At 70.0% G+C, this 17,278-nt stretch carries 15 protein-coding genes and 1 pseudogene; 6 read left to right on the top strand and 10 right to left on the bottom strand.

The annotated features are described in order from the left end of the window. Positions 1-378 precede the first annotated feature (378 nt). Complete coding sequence (locus tag AC4BEG_RS23555; RefSeq protein ID WP_490701729.1) at positions 379-663, top strand: hypothetical protein; 285 nt, start codon at positions 379-381, stop codon at positions 661-663. A 147-nt stretch (positions 664-810) separates the two neighbouring features. On the opposite strand, the gene AC4BEG_RS23550 is transcribed toward AC4BEG_RS23555, so the two are convergent. From AC4BEG_RS23550 to AC4BEG_RS23540, 3 genes are all read right to left on the bottom strand, one after another. Next, the gene (locus tag AC4BEG_RS23550) at positions 811-1,038 is read right to left on the bottom strand and encodes a hypothetical protein (RefSeq protein ID WP_490701728.1); all 228 of its coding nucleotides are present in this window, start codon (positions 1,036-1,038) and stop codon (positions 811-813) included. A gap of 130 nt (positions 1,039-1,168) precedes the next feature. Continuing rightward, a complete protein-coding gene (locus AC4BEG_RS23545) occupies positions 1,169-1,381 on the bottom strand; it encodes a hypothetical protein (RefSeq protein ID WP_490701727.1) in 213 nt (70 codons plus the stop codon). Beyond that, entirely contained in the window at positions 1,378-1,695 is a 318-nt protein-coding gene (locus AC4BEG_RS23540) for a hypothetical protein (RefSeq protein ID WP_490701726.1), read from the bottom strand. The genes AC4BEG_RS23545 and AC4BEG_RS23540 overlap by 4 nt, the downstream gene beginning before the upstream one ends. A gap of 508 nt (positions 1,696-2,203) precedes the next feature. Here AC4BEG_RS23540 and AC4BEG_RS23535 point away from each other — a divergent pair. Next, the gene (locus AC4BEG_RS23535; protein ID WP_490701725.1) at positions 2,204-2,983 is read left to right on the top strand and encodes an XRE family transcriptional regulator; all 780 of its coding nucleotides are present in this window, start codon (positions 2,204-2,206) and stop codon (positions 2,981-2,983) included. A 220-nt stretch (positions 2,984-3,203) separates the two neighbouring features. Here AC4BEG_RS23535 and ppdK read toward each other — a convergent pair whose 3' ends face one another. Together ppdK and dusB are read right to left on the bottom strand one after the other, a co-directional pair. Then, complete coding sequence (ppdK, locus tag AC4BEG_RS23530) at positions 3,204-5,927, bottom strand: pyruvate, phosphate dikinase (protein WP_490701724.1); 2,724 nt, start codon at positions 5,925-5,927, stop codon at positions 3,204-3,206. 516 nt (positions 5,928-6,443) lie between these two features. Then, a complete protein-coding gene (gene dusB, locus AC4BEG_RS23525; RefSeq protein WP_490701723.1) occupies positions 6,444-7,583 on the bottom strand; it encodes a tRNA dihydrouridine synthase DusB in 1,140 nt (379 codons plus the stop codon). A 228-nt stretch (positions 7,584-7,811) separates the two neighbouring features. Here dusB and AC4BEG_RS23520 point away from each other — a divergent pair, with 228 nt between their 5' ends. Continuing rightward, the gene (locus AC4BEG_RS23520; protein ID WP_490701722.1) at positions 7,812-9,299 is read left to right on the top strand and encodes an MFS transporter; all 1,488 of its coding nucleotides are present in this window, start codon (positions 7,812-7,814) and stop codon (positions 9,297-9,299) included. Positions 9,300-9,335: 36 nt separating this feature from the next. On the opposite strand, the gene AC4BEG_RS23515 is transcribed toward AC4BEG_RS23520, so the two are convergent. Further along, positions 9,336-10,211: a helix-turn-helix transcriptional regulator gene (locus AC4BEG_RS23515; RefSeq protein WP_490701721.1), complete on the bottom strand. Its 876-nt coding sequence runs from the start codon at positions 10,209-10,211 to the stop codon at positions 9,336-9,338. A 102-nt stretch (positions 10,212-10,313) separates the two neighbouring features. Between AC4BEG_RS23515 and AC4BEG_RS23510 the strand changes: the two genes are divergently transcribed. Further along, a complete protein-coding gene (locus AC4BEG_RS23510) occupies positions 10,314-11,762 on the top strand; it encodes an MFS transporter (protein ID WP_490701720.1) in 1,449 nt (482 codons plus the stop codon). Positions 11,763-11,841: 79 nt separating this feature from the next. Here the strand turns inward: AC4BEG_RS23510 and AC4BEG_RS23505 are convergent, their stop codons facing one another. The 3 genes from AC4BEG_RS23505 to AC4BEG_RS23495 all read right to left on the bottom strand — a co-directional run bounded on the left by AC4BEG_RS23505 (position 11,842) and on the right by AC4BEG_RS23495 (position 15,088). Next, complete coding sequence (locus AC4BEG_RS23505; protein WP_490701719.1) at positions 11,842-12,486, bottom strand: response regulator transcription factor; 645 nt, start codon at positions 12,484-12,486, stop codon at positions 11,842-11,844. Further along, a complete protein-coding gene (locus tag AC4BEG_RS23500; RefSeq protein WP_490701718.1) occupies positions 12,474-13,697 on the bottom strand; it encodes a sensor histidine kinase in 1,224 nt (407 codons plus the stop codon). Before AC4BEG_RS23500 ends, AC4BEG_RS23505 begins: the two co-directional genes overlap by 13 nt. Positions 13,698-13,822: 125 nt before the next feature. Continuing rightward, entirely contained in the window at positions 13,823-15,088 is a 1,266-nt protein-coding gene (locus AC4BEG_RS23495; protein WP_490701717.1) for an IS701 family transposase, read from the bottom strand. A 355-nt stretch (positions 15,089-15,443) separates the two neighbouring features. Here AC4BEG_RS23495 and AC4BEG_RS23490 point away from each other — a divergent pair. Further along, positions 15,444-15,788 (top strand): annotated as a pseudogene (locus tag AC4BEG_RS23490) (transposase); the annotation flags it as partial. 547 nt (positions 15,789-16,335) lie between these two features. Here AC4BEG_RS23490 and AC4BEG_RS23485 read toward each other — a convergent pair. After that, entirely contained in the window at positions 16,336-16,839 is a 504-nt protein-coding gene (locus AC4BEG_RS23485; protein WP_490701716.1) for a hypothetical protein, read from the bottom strand. Between the two features lie 31 nt (positions 16,840-16,870). Here AC4BEG_RS23485 and AC4BEG_RS23480 point away from each other — a divergent pair, with 31 nt between their 5' ends. Next, entirely contained in the window at positions 16,871-17,278 is a 408-nt protein-coding gene (locus tag AC4BEG_RS23480) for a hypothetical protein (RefSeq protein ID WP_490701715.1), read from the top strand.

Here is a 17,278-nt window from a genome sequence, read left to right as displayed (position 1 = left end):
ACGGTCAGTCACCACGTCCTTTTGGCCAGATGTGAAACGGGGCGCGCTTCGGGCGTGCGAAGAGGAAAGCTGTTCCTCGTGCAAACGGGAGGCCACCGGGCAAAAAGCCCCGGGGGGCCGTCCACAATTCAACAGGCGGTGCTCAGAGCCACATAGCTCGTTCCCGTGGGGGGTGACGAGTGCGTTACGGCGACTGGGCACTTATGTTGCCGCCCGTAGCCGATGCGCGTGGCAACAGCTCCCGTGGGGGGAGTGAGAGGGGGCGGCACCTCCGCACAAGGTGCCGCCCCCTTTGAGTTGACCTGCACTGCGCTTACGGGACTCGGGCCACGGGGCACATCGGGGGCACGCCAAGGACTTCCTCGACGGCCGCCGTCGGTGGCGTACCCGGCGGCGCGGCACGTCGCCCCCCTGCCCTCGGGCACCGACACCATCAACCTGCCCCGCATCGCAACCGGCACCACCACCGAGCAGGCGACGCAGAGCACGGCCGTCTCCAACATCGACGCCACCAGCAACGCGGCAACCGCCAGCGTCGCAGGGCAACAGGTCATCTCCCAGCAGCTCATCGACCAATCCCCGGTCAACATGGATGAGGTCCTGCTCTCCGATCTCCTCGCCGACCTGGCGGTCAACGTGGACCAGTTCGCCACCAGACGGTGAGGACGAGCTTGCCGATATCCAGGCGCGGCACCATGCGCGACGGGTGACGCTCCTCGGCGAGGCGGGATAGCAGAAGCCCCGGAACGGGTGAGGACCTGTTCCGGGGCCGCTGGATGGGCGCCTACCGCCGCTGGTGCGCGGGCCGGTTCACTGCCCGACCGCTTCCCGGTCCATCAACCGCGCTTGCGTACGCGCGCGGATGATCTGGTCAAGCTGGAGGTAGTACAGCTCTACCTGTCCGGGGTCCATCACCAGGCGCGCGGGTTCGGTGCGTCCGTCACGGTGGTGGACGGTCACCGGCATCACGGTCTGTTCGGCGTGGTGGTTGTACACGGCATCGCGCCGGTCAATGGTGACGTGAGAGATCACAAGCATGGCTTTCGTTCGTTGTTGGTGGTGCGGGCGTTCGAGGGGCCCCGGTCATCACTGCCACGGGAAGCGGATGACCGGGGGCCCCGGGGGCCGTCCGCCCGGCCACGGGGGCAGGCACGGACGGACGGCTGTCTCAGTTCCGCCAATGGCGCCCGGGGGCGTTCTGTTCGCGGTGGCGGGGGCATTGGCACGGCGGCCACGCCTGCCCCAGCCCGTAAGGGTCGGTGCTGTCCTTGCCGACGAGGACGGCCACCACCGCGCGCCGCGCGGTCACCATCCCGTCACGCGCCATGGTGTAGACGCGCATCGTCATACGGGGCCCCTCGCCCCCGGTGTCAGCGGTCACCGGCCGACCTCCCCGACCGGCGCGAGAAGCTGGAGCACGCTGCGCAGGCTCCGTTTCACCGCACCCAGGTGGTAAGCCAGTTCCTCCGGCGCGGCGGTGGCCAGGCTCAGGGCTTCAGCGGCGGCAAGGCTCTGCCCGGCCACGATCACCACCGCCCGTTCCAGACCGTCGCGAGTGGGCTTGCCCGCCGCGATACACGCCGGGCACAGACCCGAACGCGGCTCGCTGGGGTCACGGTGCCCGAAGTCGCCCGGGGCGGCGCATAGAGCACACCCCGAGACCGGGACGGGCGCGGCGGTGCCGTTGGCGGTCACGGGATCACCACCATGCCGTGCGGGGCAAAGATCAGCTTTACGCGGGGAGGGCTGGTGTGTTGCTGTTGCTGCCGTTGCTCGTGGGCAACGACGTAGGGCCGCACCATCGCGGGCAGCTCACCGTCCAGCGGCACGGGGACCGTGTGCAGTTTGAGAGTTGGCGAGTCGGCGTCCCGGCGAAGGGGCGTCGAACGGGGCCTGGCCGTCGGGGAGGTCCCCGCCACGGGCCGGGAAGGCGCCGGATACAGCACGGGGACGGCCCGGTGACGGCCCCGCGGCCGTAAGGCGCAAACCGCACTCACCCATTCGAGCGCACACCGGATAAGGTCGATCACGTCATCAGCTCCTGTCAGGCTGGTGGCCAGCCCCCGGACCGGCTGCACGGTCGCGGGGGTCTCTGACGTCCCAGCCTGACGGGCGACGAGCGACGTATCTCCGGCCATACAGAGACAGTTGGGCCGCCTCAGCCCTATCATCGGAGAACGCCCAAACGTCCCCAGGAGGAGCCTTGAATACGGCCCTACGATCCGCTATAGACTCTGCTGGCTTATCTCCTAGGCAACTGGCGCTCCGCGTGGGAGTCTCCGGCAAGACCGTGGAACGGTGGATCGCAGACGAAGAGCTGGTCCCGCACGCCAGAAATAGGGAAGACGCCTGCGAGGCGTTGGGAGTTGAAACACAGATGTTGTGGCCGAAGGCTGTCAGGGAGCGGCTGAAGACCGGGGGCGCCCGGGAGATCGTGCAGAGCTATCCGTACAGGTCCGCGTGTCCCTCTACCATCTGGGCCGACCTCATCACCGATGCGACTGAGGAACTGTTCTTCGGTGGCTTCACCTCCTACTTCTTGTGGACCCAGGTTCCGGCGCTCGCTGACACTCTGCGCAGGAAGGCGAAGGGCGGTTGTCGAGTCCGCCTCCTGCTCGGTGACCCGGACGGGGCGGTAACGCGTCAGCGGGAGGACATCGAAGACGTCGCTCTGACGGTCTCCGCTCGCATCAGGATGAGCTTGGAACAGCTGGCCAGGATCGGCGACGTCGAGGGAATCGAAGCGCGGTTCTCAGCGCCGGTTGACGCCATGAACCACGTCTCCCTCTCCGTCTTCCGCTTCGACGATGAAGCGCTCGTCACCCCGCACCTTGCGCGGCTCGTCGGCCACGATTCACCGCTCATGCATCTGCGACGTCACGGTGATGGGGGCATGTTCTCTCGCTTCGCGGAGCACTGCGAGGAACTGTGGTCTCGGGGCGTTCCGATCGGCACCGACGCTTCCGGTGGCACCAAGGGATAGCGATGGCATGCCCCGGGGCACATCCGGGGCACATGACCGTGAGAAACACCGGGAATCGCCGGGAACTACTGAGAGTTGTTATCGCACGTCAGCCACATATCCGGTGGGTGAGTGCAGGCCAGAAAGGAGGGGGCGGCACCTCCGCACAAGGTGCCGCCCCCTTTGAGATCCGGGGCCGTTGTCGGGCTGAGGGTTTACCCGGCCATACCCCGGTGGTCCGTCAGCCGCTCACCGCCGCGCGGCCCGCCTCAAGGCGCGCGACCGGGATACGGAACGGCGAGCAGGAGACGTAGTCCAGACCCACCTGGTGGAAGAAGTGGACGGACTCCGGGTCGCCACCGTGCTCACCGCACACACCCAGCTTGAGGTCGGGGCGGGTGGCCCGGCCGGCCTGCGCGGCGTCCCGTACGAGGGCGCCCACACCGTCCTTGTCGATGGTCTCGAACGGGCTGACCCCGAAGATGCCCTTCTCCAGGTAGGCGGTGAAGAAGCTGGCCTCGACGTCGTCGCGGGAGAAGCCCCAGACGGTCTGGGTCAGGTCGTTGGTGCCGAAGGAAAAGAAGTCGGCCGACTCGGCGATCTGAGCGGCCGTCAGCGCGGCGCGCGGCAGCTCGATCATGGTGCCGAGGGTGAGCTTGAGGTCCACGCCCCGGGCCCGCTCGACCTCCTCGATGATCTGCTCGGCCTCCTCGCGGACGATCTCCAGCTCCTGGACCGTGCCGACCAGCGGGATCATGATCTCGGCGCGCGGGTCGCCCTTGGCGCCCAGCCGCTCGGCCGCGGCCTCGGCGATGGCCCGTACCTGCATGGCGAACAGACCGGGGATGACCAGGCCGAGGCGCACGCCGCGCAGACCCAGCATCGGGTTCTGCTCATGCAGCCGGTGCACGGCCTGGAGCAGCCGCAGGTCGTTCTCGTTGTGGTCCTTGCGGGACTCGGCGAGCGCGACGCGCACCGACAGCTCGGTGATGTCGGGCAGGAACTCGTGCAGCGGCGGGTCCAGCAGCCGTACGGTGACCGGCAGTCCGTCCATCGCCTCGAAGAGCTCGACGAAGTCGTCCTTCTGGAGCGGCAGCAGCTCCTCGAGGGCGGTGTCGCGATCCTCGTCGGTGTCGGCGAGGATCAACTTCTCGACCATCTCCCGGCGCTCACCGAGGAACATGTGCTCGGTGCGGCACAGGCCGATGCCCTGGGCGCCGAACCGGCGGGCGCGGGAGGCGTCCTCGGCGTTGTCCGCGTTGGCGCGGACCCGCAGCCGGCGTACCCGGTCCGCGTAGGCCATGATCCGGTGCACCGCGCTGACCAGTTCGTCGGCCTCGTCGGCACCGGCGTGCATCCGGCCCTCGAAGTACTCCACCACCGGGGAGGGCACGACCGGGACCTCACCGAGGTAGACCTTGCCGGAGGAGCCGTCGATCGAGACGACGTCGCCCTCCTCGATCACCACCGCGTCCTTGCCGTCCCGGCCGGGGGCCGTCATCCGGCGGCGCTTGGTGTCGACTTCGAGCTCCTCGGCACCGCACACACAGGTCTTGCCCATACCGCGGGCGACCACGGCGGCGTGCGAGGTCTTGCCACCGCGGGAGGTCAGGATGCCCTCGGCCGCGATCATGCCGTCGAGGTCGTCGGGGTTGGTCTCCCGGCGGATGAGGATGACCTTCTCGCCCGAGCGCGACCACTTGACGGCGGTGTAGGAGTCGAAGACCGCCTTGCCGACCGCGGCACCCGGGGAGGCGGCGATACCGCGCCCGATCCGCTGCACGGTGTCGCCGTCGGCGACCTTCAGGTCGAAGCGCGGGAACATCAGCTGGGCGAGCTGCGCGCCGTTCACCCGGCGCAGCGCCTCGGCCTCGTCGATCAGCCCCTGGTCCACCAGCTGGGTGGCGATCCGGAAGGCGGCGCCGGCGGTGCGCTTGCCCACGCGGGTCTGGAGCATCCACAGCTTGCCGCGCTCGATGGTGAACTCGATGTCGCACAGGTCCTTGTAGTGCGTCTCGAGGGTCTCCATGATCTGCATCAGCTGGTCGTAGGACCGCTTGTCGATCTGCTCGAGGTCGGCGAGCGGAACCGTGTTGCGGATACCCGCGACCACGTCCTCGCCCTGCGCGTTCTGGAGGTAGTCCCCGTAGACGCCCTGGTGGCCGCTGGCGGGGTCACGGGTGAAGGCGACACCGGTGCCCGAGTCGGGGCCGAGGTTGCCGAAGACCATGGAGCAGATGTTGACCGCGGTGCCCAGGTCGTGCGGGATGCGCTCCTGACGGCGGTACAGCTTGGCGCGGTCGCCGTTCCAGGAGTCGAAGACGGCGCGGACGGCGAGGTCCATCTGCTCCCGCGGCTCCTGCGGGAAGCTGCGGCCGGTCTCCTTGGCGACGATGTCCTTGAACTCGGCCACCAGCCGCTTGAGGTCGGCCGCGTCGAGGTCGACGTCCACGACGACGCCCTTGGCCTTCTTGGCCTCGTCGATGGCCTCTTCGAAGAGGTCACCGTCCACGCCGAGCACGGTCTTGCCGAACATCTGGATGAGACGGCGGTAGGAGTCCCAGGCGAACCGCTCGTCGCCCGCCTGCGCGGCCAGACCGACGACGGACTCGTCGGAGAGCCCGATGTTGAGGACGGTGTCCATCATGCCGGGCATGGAGAACTTGGCGCCGGAGCGTACGGATACCAGCAGCGGGTCGTCCGCCTGGCCCAGCTTCTTGCCCATTTTGGTCTCGAGGGCCTCGAGGTGCGCGGCCACCTCGTCCCGCAGGGCCGGGGGCTCCGAACCGCTTTCGAGGTAGACCTTGCACGCCTCGGTGGTGATGGTGAATCCCGGTGGCACGGGGAGACCGAGATTGGTCATCTCGGCGAGGTTGGCTCCCTTCCCGCCGAGCAGGTCCTTGAGATCCTTGTTGCCCTCGGTGAAGTCGTAAACGAACTTCTGCTGATCTTGTGTTTCCGACACGGGACTCGGTCTCCTCGGCTCGGCTGCCCTGACGGCGGGGAGCGTACCCAGATCGAAGGCACCTGAGCATGTCCACTCCACCGTCATTCGGCTGTAACCACCCGCCTGCCACGCGTTCGAAAGTGCGGCGCCAAAGCGGCGTGATTTTGCCGACTGTTCAAGAGTCGAACACATGCCCACGCTCCGCATGGACTGATTCCGTTTTCCTCACTCTGAGTAACTTTTTATTGGATGTATCGAACATCAACAAGGTGGCACTCAGTGCCACGTATTGGAGAGGTGAGAGCGGGCTTGACCCAGGGGGCCTCCACTAAGAAGCCGCTCATCTGAGCGAGACCCTGATCAGAGTGGCGAGAATCACGCCCTTACGGGCGGCTCCGTCTCGCCTTTTGGATACAACGAGAGGGGTGTCGCTCAGATGAGCGAAGTGCAGGTGAGCGGGGTCGTAGCGGGGTCCTACACCTCTCGAACGGGACACGGCGCGCCCTGTCCGGAACCTGGCCCTGGGCCCCCGCCTCAGCCGCCGGAGGTGTCCAGCTCCGCGTCCGCGCTCACATGTGCGTGGTCCCAGGGGTCGTTGAGCCAGCCGTCCGGCAGGACCACGCGGTTGCGGCCGGAGGTGCGGCCGCGGGGGCCGTCGGCACCGGGAGGCCACTCCTGGTCCAGGTCGAGTTCGGCGAGCAGGGCGTCCAGCTCGGCCAGCGAGGAGGCGATCGCGAGCCGTTTGCGCATCTCGGAGCCGACCGAGAAGCCCTTGGTGTACCAGGCGACGTGTTTGCGGAAGTCGATGACGCCGCGCTCCTCGTCCTCCAGCCACTCGGTCAGCAGCTCGGCATGGCGCAGCATCACGGCCGCCACCTCCTTGAGGGTGGGGCGCGCGGACCCGGCTCCGCCATCCGGCTCGAAGGCGGCCACCAGGTCGCCGAAGAGCCAGGGCCGCCCCAGACAGCCGCGGCCGACGACCACGCCGTCGCAGCCGGTCTCGCGCATCATCCGCAGCGCGTCGTCGGCGGACCAGATGTCGCCGTTGCCCAGCACCGGGATCTCGGGAACGGCCTCCTTCAGCCGTGCGATGGCCTCCCAGTCGGCAGTGCCGCCGTAGTGCTGGGCCGCCGTGCGCCCGTGCAGCGCGATGGCGGTGACCCCCTCCTCGACGGCGATCCGGCCCGCGTCGAGGTAGGTGATGTGGTCGTCGTCGATGCCCTTGCGCATCTTCATGGTCACCGGGAGCGGGCCCGCGCCGGACACGGCCTCGCGCAGGATGGCACGCAGCAGATGGCGCTTGTACGGCAGCGCGGAACCGCCGCCCTTGCGGGTGACCTTGGGCACCGGGCAGCCGAAGTTGAGGTCGATGTGATCGGCCAGGCCCTCGTCCACGATCATGCGGACCGCCTTGCCGACGGTCACCGGGTCCACCCCGTAGAGCTGGATCGAGCGCGGCTTCTCCGTGCCGTCGAAGTGGATCAGCCGCATGGTCTTGGCGTCCCGCTCGACCAGCGCCCGGGTGGTGATCATCTCGCTGACGAACAGCCCCTTGCCGCCCGAGAACTCCCGGCACAGTGTGCGGAACGGCGCGTTGGTGATCCCGGCCATCGGTGCGAGCACGACCGGTGGCTGGACCGTGTGCGGTCCGAACTGCAACTGCGGCTGCGTCATGGAGTGAGCTTCCTCGCGGTACGACAATGGAAACGACCGGGCCGGGACCGCCGGCCTGGAACGCCGGGCGGGGCGACCGGGCCGGAACGACTGGGCCGGACCTCTCATTGTCCCGCACCGGCGAGCCGGGATGTCCCGCGCCCGCCGATGCGGGCCCGCCGCCGTGCGGAAGGGATCCGCGGAGCGGTTCTGACGGGCACACCGCCCCTATCGATGTAACGTTCAACCATGGGTGAGCTGAGTCATCGGCGACGCATGCTCGTACTGGCCATCTGCTGCATGAGCCTGCTGCTCGTCAGCCTCGACAACACCGTCCTCAACGTCGCACTGCCCTCGATGCGGGGCGAGCTACACGCCTCCGTCTCCGGGATGCAGTGGACGATCGACGCCTACACCCTCGTCCTCGCCTCCCTGCTGATGCTCGCGGGCTCCACGGCGGACCGGGTGGGACGGCGGCGCACCTTCCAGGCCGGGCTGGTGATCTTCACGCTCGGCTCGGCGCTGTGCAGTCTCGCGCCCAGTCTGGAGGCGCTGGTCGGTTTCCGGATGGTGCAGGCGGTCGGCGGTTCGATGCTCAACCCGGTCGCGATGTCGATCATCACCAACACCTTCACCGAGCCCCGGGAGCGGGCCCGCGCCATCGGGGTGTGGGGCGGAGTGGTCGGCATCAGCATGGCCGCCGGGCCGATCGTCGGCGGACTGATGGTCGAGTCGGTCGGCTGGCGTTCGATCTTCTGGATAAACCTTCCGCTCGGGATCGCGGCGCTGGTGCTGACCGCGCGCTATGTGCCGGAGTCCCGCGCCCCGAAGCCGCGCCGGGCCGATCCCGTCGGTCAGTTGCTGGTCATGGCCGTCCTCGGCTTTCTCACCTACGCGATCATCGAGGCACCGGACCGGGGCTGGACCTCCCCGCTGATCCTGACCTGCACGGCGATCTCCGCCGCCGCGCTCGCCGGGCTGATCCACTACGAGCGGCGGCGCACCGAGCCGCTGATCGATGTGCGGTTCTTCCACAGCGCTCCGTTCAGCGGCGCCACCGTGGTCGCGGTGAGCGCGTTCGCGGCGTTCGGCGGCTTCCTCTTCATGAACACGCTCTACCTCCAGGACGTGCGTGGGCTCAGCGCGCTGGGCGCCGGACTGTGGATCCTGCCGATGGCGTTCATGTGCTTCGTCTGCGCGCCGCTGTCGGGGCGGCTGGTCGGCACCGTCGGGCCCCGGCTGCCGCTGGTGCTCGCGGGGGTGGCGATGGCGGCCAGCGGGGTGCTCTTCGCGGTCTTCGACGCCGAGGCCACCGATGCGCTGCTGCTGATCGGCTTTGTTCTGTTCGGCATCGGCTTCGGCCTGGTCAACGCCCCGATCACCAATACCGCCGTCTCCGGGATGCCCCGCTCCCAGGCCGGGGTCGCCGCCGCCGTGGCCTCCACCAGCCGCCAGGTCGGCACCTCGCTCGGGGTCGCGGTCATCGGCGCGGTGCTGGCCGCGGGGGCCGCCTCGGCGGCGGGTGCGGCCGGGCACACCGTCTCGGCCAGGGCCGCCGCGGCGTTCGTGGACGCCGCACGGCCCGCCTGGTGGATCATCGCCGGATGCGGTGCCCTCATCCTGGTGCTCGGGGTGGTGACCACCGGCCGCTGGGCTGAGCGCACCACCCGGCATGCGGCAGCCCTGTTCGAGGAGGCGGCTCCGACGGGGCAGACGTCGGCGGGTGCGAAGACGTGAGGCGGGGGGCGTAACGGGACTCCGAATGGGACTCCGTTACGCGACCGGGGCCGACGCCAGCTCCTGGAGCCGCTCCAGGCGCTCACGGCTCTCGGCGTCCGCGGGACTGTAGGTGAGCAGCTTGGGCCCCTGGCTGGGGCCGGTCCACAGGCTGGTGGCGGACAGCCGCACCATGCCCACCTGCGACTGCCGGAAGACCTTGACCTTGTCGGCGGGCCGCAGCACCTCATGCCGCGCCCAGATCTCGCGGAACTCCGGTGAGGTGTCCTCCAGCCGCTTCACCAGCGCCTTCCAGGACGGTTCCGCGACATGCTCGGCCATCGCGGCCCGGAACTTGGCCGCCATCGACCGGACCACCTCGTCCCAGTCGACCATGCTGGTCCGCCAGCCCTCATGAGTGAAGGCCAACCACAGGACGTTGCGGTCCTCCAGGGGCACCTGCTCGAGGTCGCACAGCAGCAGCCGGTAGGTGCGGTTGTAGGCGAGCAGATCGAACCGGCTGTTCTGGACGCAGGCCGGGAACGGCTCCAGCTGGTCCAGCATGTCCTGGAGCGCCTGCGACACCCCGGTGCACTCGCTGGCGGGGGTCGGGTCGATGGCCCCGGCGAGCGCGAAGAGATGGGCGCGCTCACTGCGGTCCATCAGCAGCGCACGGGCGATGGCGTCCAGCACCTGCGCGGAGACATGGATATCGCGGGCCTGCTCCAGCCAGGTGTACCAGGTGACGCCCACCATGGAGAGATGGGCCACCTCCTCGCGGCGCAGCCCGGGGGTGCGCCGGCGGCGTCCGCGCACCAGACCCACCTGCTCGGGGGTGATCCGCTCGCGTCTGCTGCGCAGAAACGCGGCCAGTTCACCGCGTCGTATCTCGGCCCCGCTGCCGGTCGCTTCGTCCCGCACCAGTGTGGTCATGGATCCAGAGTGCCGTACCGGCTCAGCCAGTTGCCAGGTACTGCCACTACCAGGATAAAGACAATCTGGTACCAGTCTGAGCGAACGGCGATCGTCGTATCCGTGACCGAAACCGAGATACCCACCCGGACCGCCGCTCCCCTGGCCACGGCGCGGGCCACGGCCGACGGAGGGCCGCTGACCCCGCTGGGGCTGTTCACCGTACTGCTGGGAGCGGCGCTCCCACTGATCGACTTCTTTATCGTCAACGTCGCCCTGCCCGCCATGGACCGCGATCTGCACGCGGGCCCGGCCGTGCTGGAACTCGTCGTCGCCGGTTACGGCGTGGCCTACGCCGTGCTGCTGGTCCTCGGCGGACGGCTGGGCGACTCCTTCGGGCGGCGCAGGCTGTTCCTGGCCGGGATGGCGGCCTTCGGGGTGACCTCGCTGGCCTGCGGGCTCGCGCCGAACGCATGGAGCCTGGTGGGCGCGCGGGTGGCGCAGGGCGCCGCGTCCGCACTGATGCTTCCCCAGGTGCTCGCCACCATCCACTCCTCCACCACCGGCTCGCGCCGCGCCCGCGCGCTCTCCATGTACGGCGCCACGGCGGGCCTTTCGATGGTCGCGGGGCAGATCCTGGGCGGGGTGCTGGTGGCCGCGGACATCGCGGGCACCGGATGGCGCGCGGTCTTCCTGGTGAACGTGCCGGTCGCGCTGATCGGTCTGGCGCTCGCGGTGCGCACGGTGCCGGAGACCCGCTCGGAGCGGCCCGCGCCGGTGGACGTACCGGGCACCGTGCTGCTGGCACTCGCCCTGATCTCGCTGATGGTGCCGCTCACCGAGGGGCGCGCGGCCGGGTGGCCGCTGTGGACGTGGCTCCTGCTCGGCGTCTTCCCGTTCGCCGCGGCGGCGTTCTACGTGGTGGAGCGGCGCGCCGACCGGGCCGGGCGGACACCGCTGCTGCCGCCGAGTCTGTTCGCGCTGCGCGGGCTGCGCCGCGGACTGCCCCTGGTGCTGCCGTTCTCGATCGGCTTCGGCGGCTTCATGTTCGTCATCGCGGTCGCGTTGCAGCAGGGGCTGCGCTACGGGCCGGTGGCGGCGGGCCTGGCGCTGGCGCCCATGGCCACCGCGTTCTTCGTGGCCTCGCTGATGGGACCGCGGCTGGTGGGCCGGTACGGCAGCCGGGTGGTCACCGTCGGCAGCGCGGTGCAGGCGGTGGGGATCGCGCTGCTGATGCTGGCCGTGGGCCTCGACTGGCCGGACGTCTCGATCGCGGGGCTGCTGCCGGGTGTCGCGCTCGCGGGCTTCGGGCAGGGGCTCCAACTGCCGGTGCTGTTCCGGATCGTGCTGGCCGATGTGCCGACCGAGCGGGCCGGAGTGGGCAGCGGCGTCATGGTCACCGCCCAGCAGTCCGCGCTGGCGCTGGGCGTGGCGACGCTCGGCACGCTGTTCCTCTCCCTGGCACCGTCGATGGGCATGGGGGACGCGCTGGTGATCACGCTCGCGGCCCAGCTGGCGACCATCGCGGTGACGGCGGTGCTGAGCCTGCGGCTGCCACGGACGGTGGCCTGACGCGGGTGACGGCCCGACCGGGTGACGGTCGGAGAGGGTGACGGTCCGAGCGGGACAACGGCCGCCGCGGCGGCGGCCGTTACCGCACGCCCAAGAACCGCAGCACCGCGAGCACCCGGCGGTGGTCGGCGTCGGCGACGGGCAGATCCAGCTTCACGAAGAGGGAGTTGATGTGCTTGGCCACCGCGCTCTCACTGATCACCAGCTCCCCCGCGATCCCCGCGTTCGACCGGCCACCCGCCATCAGTTCCAGCACCTCCCGCTCCCGCGGCGTCAACCGGTCCAGCGGATCCCGGTGGCGCCGCACCAGCAGCTGGGCGACGACCTGCGGATCCAGCGCCGTACCGCCGCCCGCCACCCTGCGCAGCGCGTCGATGAACTCCTCCACATCCGCGACCCGCTGCTTGAGCAGATATCCGATCCCGCTGGTGTGCTCGGTCAGCAGATCCGCGGCGTACCGCTCCTCCACGTACTGCGACAGCAGCAGCACCGCGGTGTCCGGCCACTGCCGCCGGATGAGCAGGGCGGCCCGTACGCCCTCGTCCTGGAAGCCCGGTGGCATCCGGACGTCCACCACCACGATGTCCGGGCGGTGTTCCTCCACAGCCGTCAGCAGTCCGTCGGCGTCGGCGGTCTCGGCCATGACCTGGAACCCCGCGGTCTCCAGGACCTTGACCAGGCCGATCCGCAGCAGGACGGAATCCTCGGCGATCACAGCACGCACGGCAGCTCCACGGTGATGACGGTCGGGCCCCCGCGGGGACTGCGGATGTCGAACGTACCGTCCACCGAGCCCGCCCGCTTCGCCAGCCCGGTCAGACCGCTCCCCCGGGAGGCGTCGGCGCCGCCGACGCCGTTGTCGGAGATGACGACCCGCAGCGAGTCCCCGGTCCGTACGACCGTGACATCGGCGCGCGTCGCCCGAGCGTGCTTGGCGATGTTGGCGAGGGCTTCGGAGACCACGAAGTAGGCGACCGCCTCGACGGTCGGGGCGGCCCGTTCGGGCACATGGACATGCAGCCGGACCGGCAGCGGCGCGCGGGCCGCGATGCCGGACAGGGCGGCGTCGAGGCCCAGTTCGTCGAGGACGGCCGGATGCAGCCCGCGCACCAGATTGCTCAGCTCCTCGATGGCGCCCTTGGCCTCGCGGTGCGCCTCCTCGATGACCTGACGCGCGTCCTCGGGCAGATCCTTGAGGGTCGCCTTGGCCAGGCCCAGGTTGACCGCCATGGAGACCAGCCGCTGCTGTGCGCCGTCATGCAGATCGCGCTCGATGCGGCGGCGTTCGGCGTCGGCGGCGTCGACCGCCCCCGCGCGGCTCTCGGTGAGATCCTCCACCCGGCGCACCAACTCCTTGGCGGGGACGGGGCCGAGCAGCGCGGTCGCGGCGAAGGTGTCAAGGCGGACCAGGGCGCGGGTGAGCCAGCAGGCGAGGGCCAGCGCGACCAGACCGCCGGCCGTGACGTACGCGGCCTGGGTCGAGTAGCCCCGGTGCGCCACCCGCCAGGACCACGGCAGCAGCGACACCCAGAGATAGACGGTGGTGGCCGCCAGACCGACGAGCGCCAGGGCGCCGGCCAGCACCCCACCCCAGCCGACGGCCGGTCCGGCCAGCAGGTGGTACCACAACTGCCGCCACGCCGCCCGGGGTCCGGGGATCCCGACGCCGAGCAGCGCATGGAAGCGGCGGCGCTGGACCCGGGTCAGCAGCGGTGTGGCCACGGCCGGGACGACCAGCGGCACGGTGAGGGCGAGGACGACCGCCAGCAGGGACGAGGAGTCGTCGTACAGCAGCCATGGCACGGTCATCGGCACCGCCCAGGCCACGAACTGCACCGCCATGCCCGCGACACCAAACACGGCGTCGCGCCACAACCGCTCGGCCACGGGCCGCAGTTGCCTGCGCAGGCGACGCGACCCGTCAATGATCTTCATAACGGTGACCCTAGTAGTGCTTGGTCAGGTTGATATCGGTATGGGTGTGTCTCGGTGGCAGGTGGGGCAGGCGCCGGTCCAGAGGGCGAGGAGTGTCTGGAGCTCGCGGACGACTTGGTAGAGGCTCAGGCCGGCGCCGCGTCTTTGGGGGCCCGGGCCAGTCGCTGGAGGGTGCAGAAGGCGTGGGCGACGGAGACGAGGGTGACGTGGTGGTGCCAGCCGCCCCAGGTGCGGCCCTCGAAATGGGCCAGGCCCAGGGCCTGCTTCATCTCGCGATAGTCGTGCTCGATGCGCCAGCGGAGCTTGGCGAGCCGGACCAGGGTGGTCAGCGGGGTGTCGGCGGGCAGGTCGGACAGCCAGAACTGGACCGGCTCGCTCTCTCCTGCGGGCCACTCGGCCAGCAGCCAGCATTCGGGCAGTACGGGGCCGTCGGTGGCCTGGCGGATCTCGCGTCCTGCGGGCCGGATCCGCAAGGCCACGAACCGGGAGTACATCCGCTTGCAGCCGGAACGGCCCGTGCCGGGCCGGGAGCCCTCCCGCCACTGGACCGGCCGTGCGGCCTTGCGGCCCGCAGCGATGACCAGCTCTTTCACCGATCGGGCCGGGTCGGGGTACTTCGGCACCGGCGGGCGCCCGTTCCCGGAATACGGGGCCGTCACCGGTTCGGCGTCGCCGGGCTGGGCCGACAGCGTGGTGGAGATCCCGACCACATAGTGCATGCCACGGGCGTTCAGGCCGAGCCGGAAGGCGGCGGCGTCGCCGTATCCGGCGTCCGCGATGGCCAGCGGTACATCGATGCCCCACGAGCGGACCTCGTCAGCCATGTCCAGGGCCCCCTGCCACTTCTCCACATGACCGACGTCGTCGGGGATACCGCAGGACTGGCGGCGGGCGACCTTGTCCGGATCCGCTTTCGGCGATGCGGGATCCCAGGTCCGATGCAGGAACAGCCTCCAGTTGACTGCTGCCGAGGCGTGATCGGACGCGAGGTGCAGTGAGACGCCCACCTGGCAGTTGGTGACCTTGCCCGCGGTGCCGGTGTACTGCCGCGACACGCACGCCGAGGCGTTGCCGTCTTTGAGGAAGCCGGTGTCGTCGAAGATCAGCGCGGTCGGCCGGATCACCGGTTCCATCTTCCAGGCCAGACGGGCACGGATGTGGGCCGGATCCCACGGGCTGGTGGTGATGAAGTGGGCCAGGGCCTGCCGGTTGCCGTCCGCACCGAGCCGAGCGGCCATCGGCTCGACCGACTTGCGTTTGCCGTCGGTCAGCAGCCCCCGCAGATACACCTCGCCCCACCGGCGCTGGTCGTCACGCGCGAACGGCTCGAACACCTCCGCCGCGAACGCCTCCAACTCACCACGCACCGCAGCTATCCCGTCAGGAGTCACTCCTCCTCAACGCCACACGAACCCGAAAGCCACGCAACACCACAACCGACCCGACCAAGCTTACTGAACTGCAGGCCAAGCGCCCGAACAACCGAACCGAACGCACACCCAGTCCACGCCCATCACGCCGGAACGCAACCACTTCAGCCGTCCCGAGTCCCACTCCAAAGACGAAACACCAGACCAAAGCAGCCCAGCCCCCTGAAGATCACTGCTCCGTCACAACTGAGCTTGACGTTTATCCCCGCAGGTCAGTCGACCTGCTGATCTGCGGTTCTTCCCGGGGCAGCAGGGGCGGCCGTTCTCCACGCTTCGAGATGTCGAGTCACGAAGCACGAGAGAACGGCCGCTGTGTATGAGTCTCCCGGTCGATGCGCCCGCCGGTGATGCGTTGGGCATCTTGTCCCGCTTTCGGGTCGAGTTCTATGAATGCCTCTACGCCCGCCAGGACGCGCTCTTCGAGCTCACGGGCGCGGTGTTGTGCGCGGACGGGGCGGTGAAGACCCTGGTCGAGCTGTCGCTGGCGGTCGAGCACCGGTGCGGGCATGGCGCGCTGTATGCGGCTCTGGGCCGCGGTTGGCTGGAGCCGACGCGGTTGCGCCGCACGCTGGCCGGCCTGCCGCTGCCGAAGGCGGCCGACGGGCGGATCGTGCTGGCCGTGGACGTGAGCAACTGGCTCCGCCCCGATGCCTGGACCAGCAGGCCGATCAGGTCTTCGTCCTGGCAGCGGGTGAGGTCGCTGGCGTATTCCAGCAGGCCGGCGCGCACCATGATGCGGGTCGGGTGTAGTCACTCAGTCCGCGGATGTCGTCGTCGCTCGGGTGGGCAAGCCATTCGTGGAGAGGTCGGGCGGCCTCGGTCAGGACAGGGTTGTACGCCCAGAGGTTGTTCCATACCGAACGCAGGACGTCGGTGGCTTCCTCGTCGGTCAGGGGGATGAGCAGCGGGCCGTAGTCGGGGCCGGAGGGGCTGCTCGGCGCTGCCAGAGCGAAGGCGGCGAGGGCGCCGACGGCTTTGGGGAGGTCACTGGTGCCGCCGCGGTTCTCCAGCCACCAGGCCAGGGCGTCTCGGGCGATGTGCCGGGCGTGGTCGCGGCCGGTGTCGGGGCCATGGCGCGGCGGAAGGGCGCCGGGGGTATTCCGTACAAGGTCATGAGCTGGTCTTCCGGGGCGGAGCAGGGAGTTCGGGTGAGCGAGCCGACACCCGGTGGGGCGAGCGAGCGCCCGCCCCACCGGGTGTGGCCGGGGCTACGGCAGGACGACGAGGCCGTTGGTCAGCAGGGCGCCGGCAGCAGACAGCTGCTGGGGCGTGGCGAGGGCGGCCAGGTGGGCGGTGACCGGCTCGCGGCCGTGTGCGGCGGTGTTGAGCGCAGCCTGCACGGTGCGGCGGACGTCCTCGGTGACGTGCATCTGGACCTCGGTGTGCGCCAGGTCCGAGGCCGTCATCCGGCCGCGCCCCATCATCTGGTTGGCTCGGGCGGCGACGTCGAGGACGGTGAGCGGGTCAGCCGTGCGGGCGGGGGCGAGGGCCGAGATGTTCACGCCGCCAAGGGGGTTGCGGAAGCGCGTCGGGCAGCGCGCGTGGAGGTCACAGGCGAGCTCGGTAGCGAGGTCACGGACCGCCGGCAGCCCATACGCGTCAGCCAGAAGTGTCATGTGACCGAGCGCAGAGTGAAGGTTGCCCTGCTTGACGTCGGCGTAGGCGTCGGTGACGGCGCGCAGGGCGTGAGCGGGTGCGGTCGAGGGGATCACGGGACCGGGTCTCCTTGGTCAGGTGGTGGCGATGGGGAAGCACGCGCACCGCGTGCCCAGCACGCTGGCCGCGCTCGCCGCCCCCGTCCACGGCGCCGACGGTATCCCGGTCATCCGCTGGTGGCTGGTACCGCGCCCCGCTGTGACCATCGAGACGGACTGGGACGCGCTGGGCCTGCGCGGCAGCGGCCTCGGTCACCCCCGGCTCGGTCCGCAGCAGCACCACGCGGCCGGCCGCCTCGCCTCGCGCGCCTACGCCGCGTCGCCGTTCCTGGCCGGCCTGGCCGCGAGGCGCACCGGCGTGCACGGCGTACGGATCGCCGCGCCGCCGGGGTCGGCTGCCCAACAGGCGGTGTTGGAGGCGCACTTGATCGAGGCGGTGGGCCGGAACTGGACGCTGCGACGGTCCGCGCGGTCGCAGAGGTGTCCGCGCGGATGA

This window comes from Streptomyces sp. JLBJ103, from assembly GCF_058215575.1.
The sequence above is the reverse complement of the archived record's forward strand: the minus strand, read 5'-3'. Positions and strand labels throughout refer to the sequence as shown.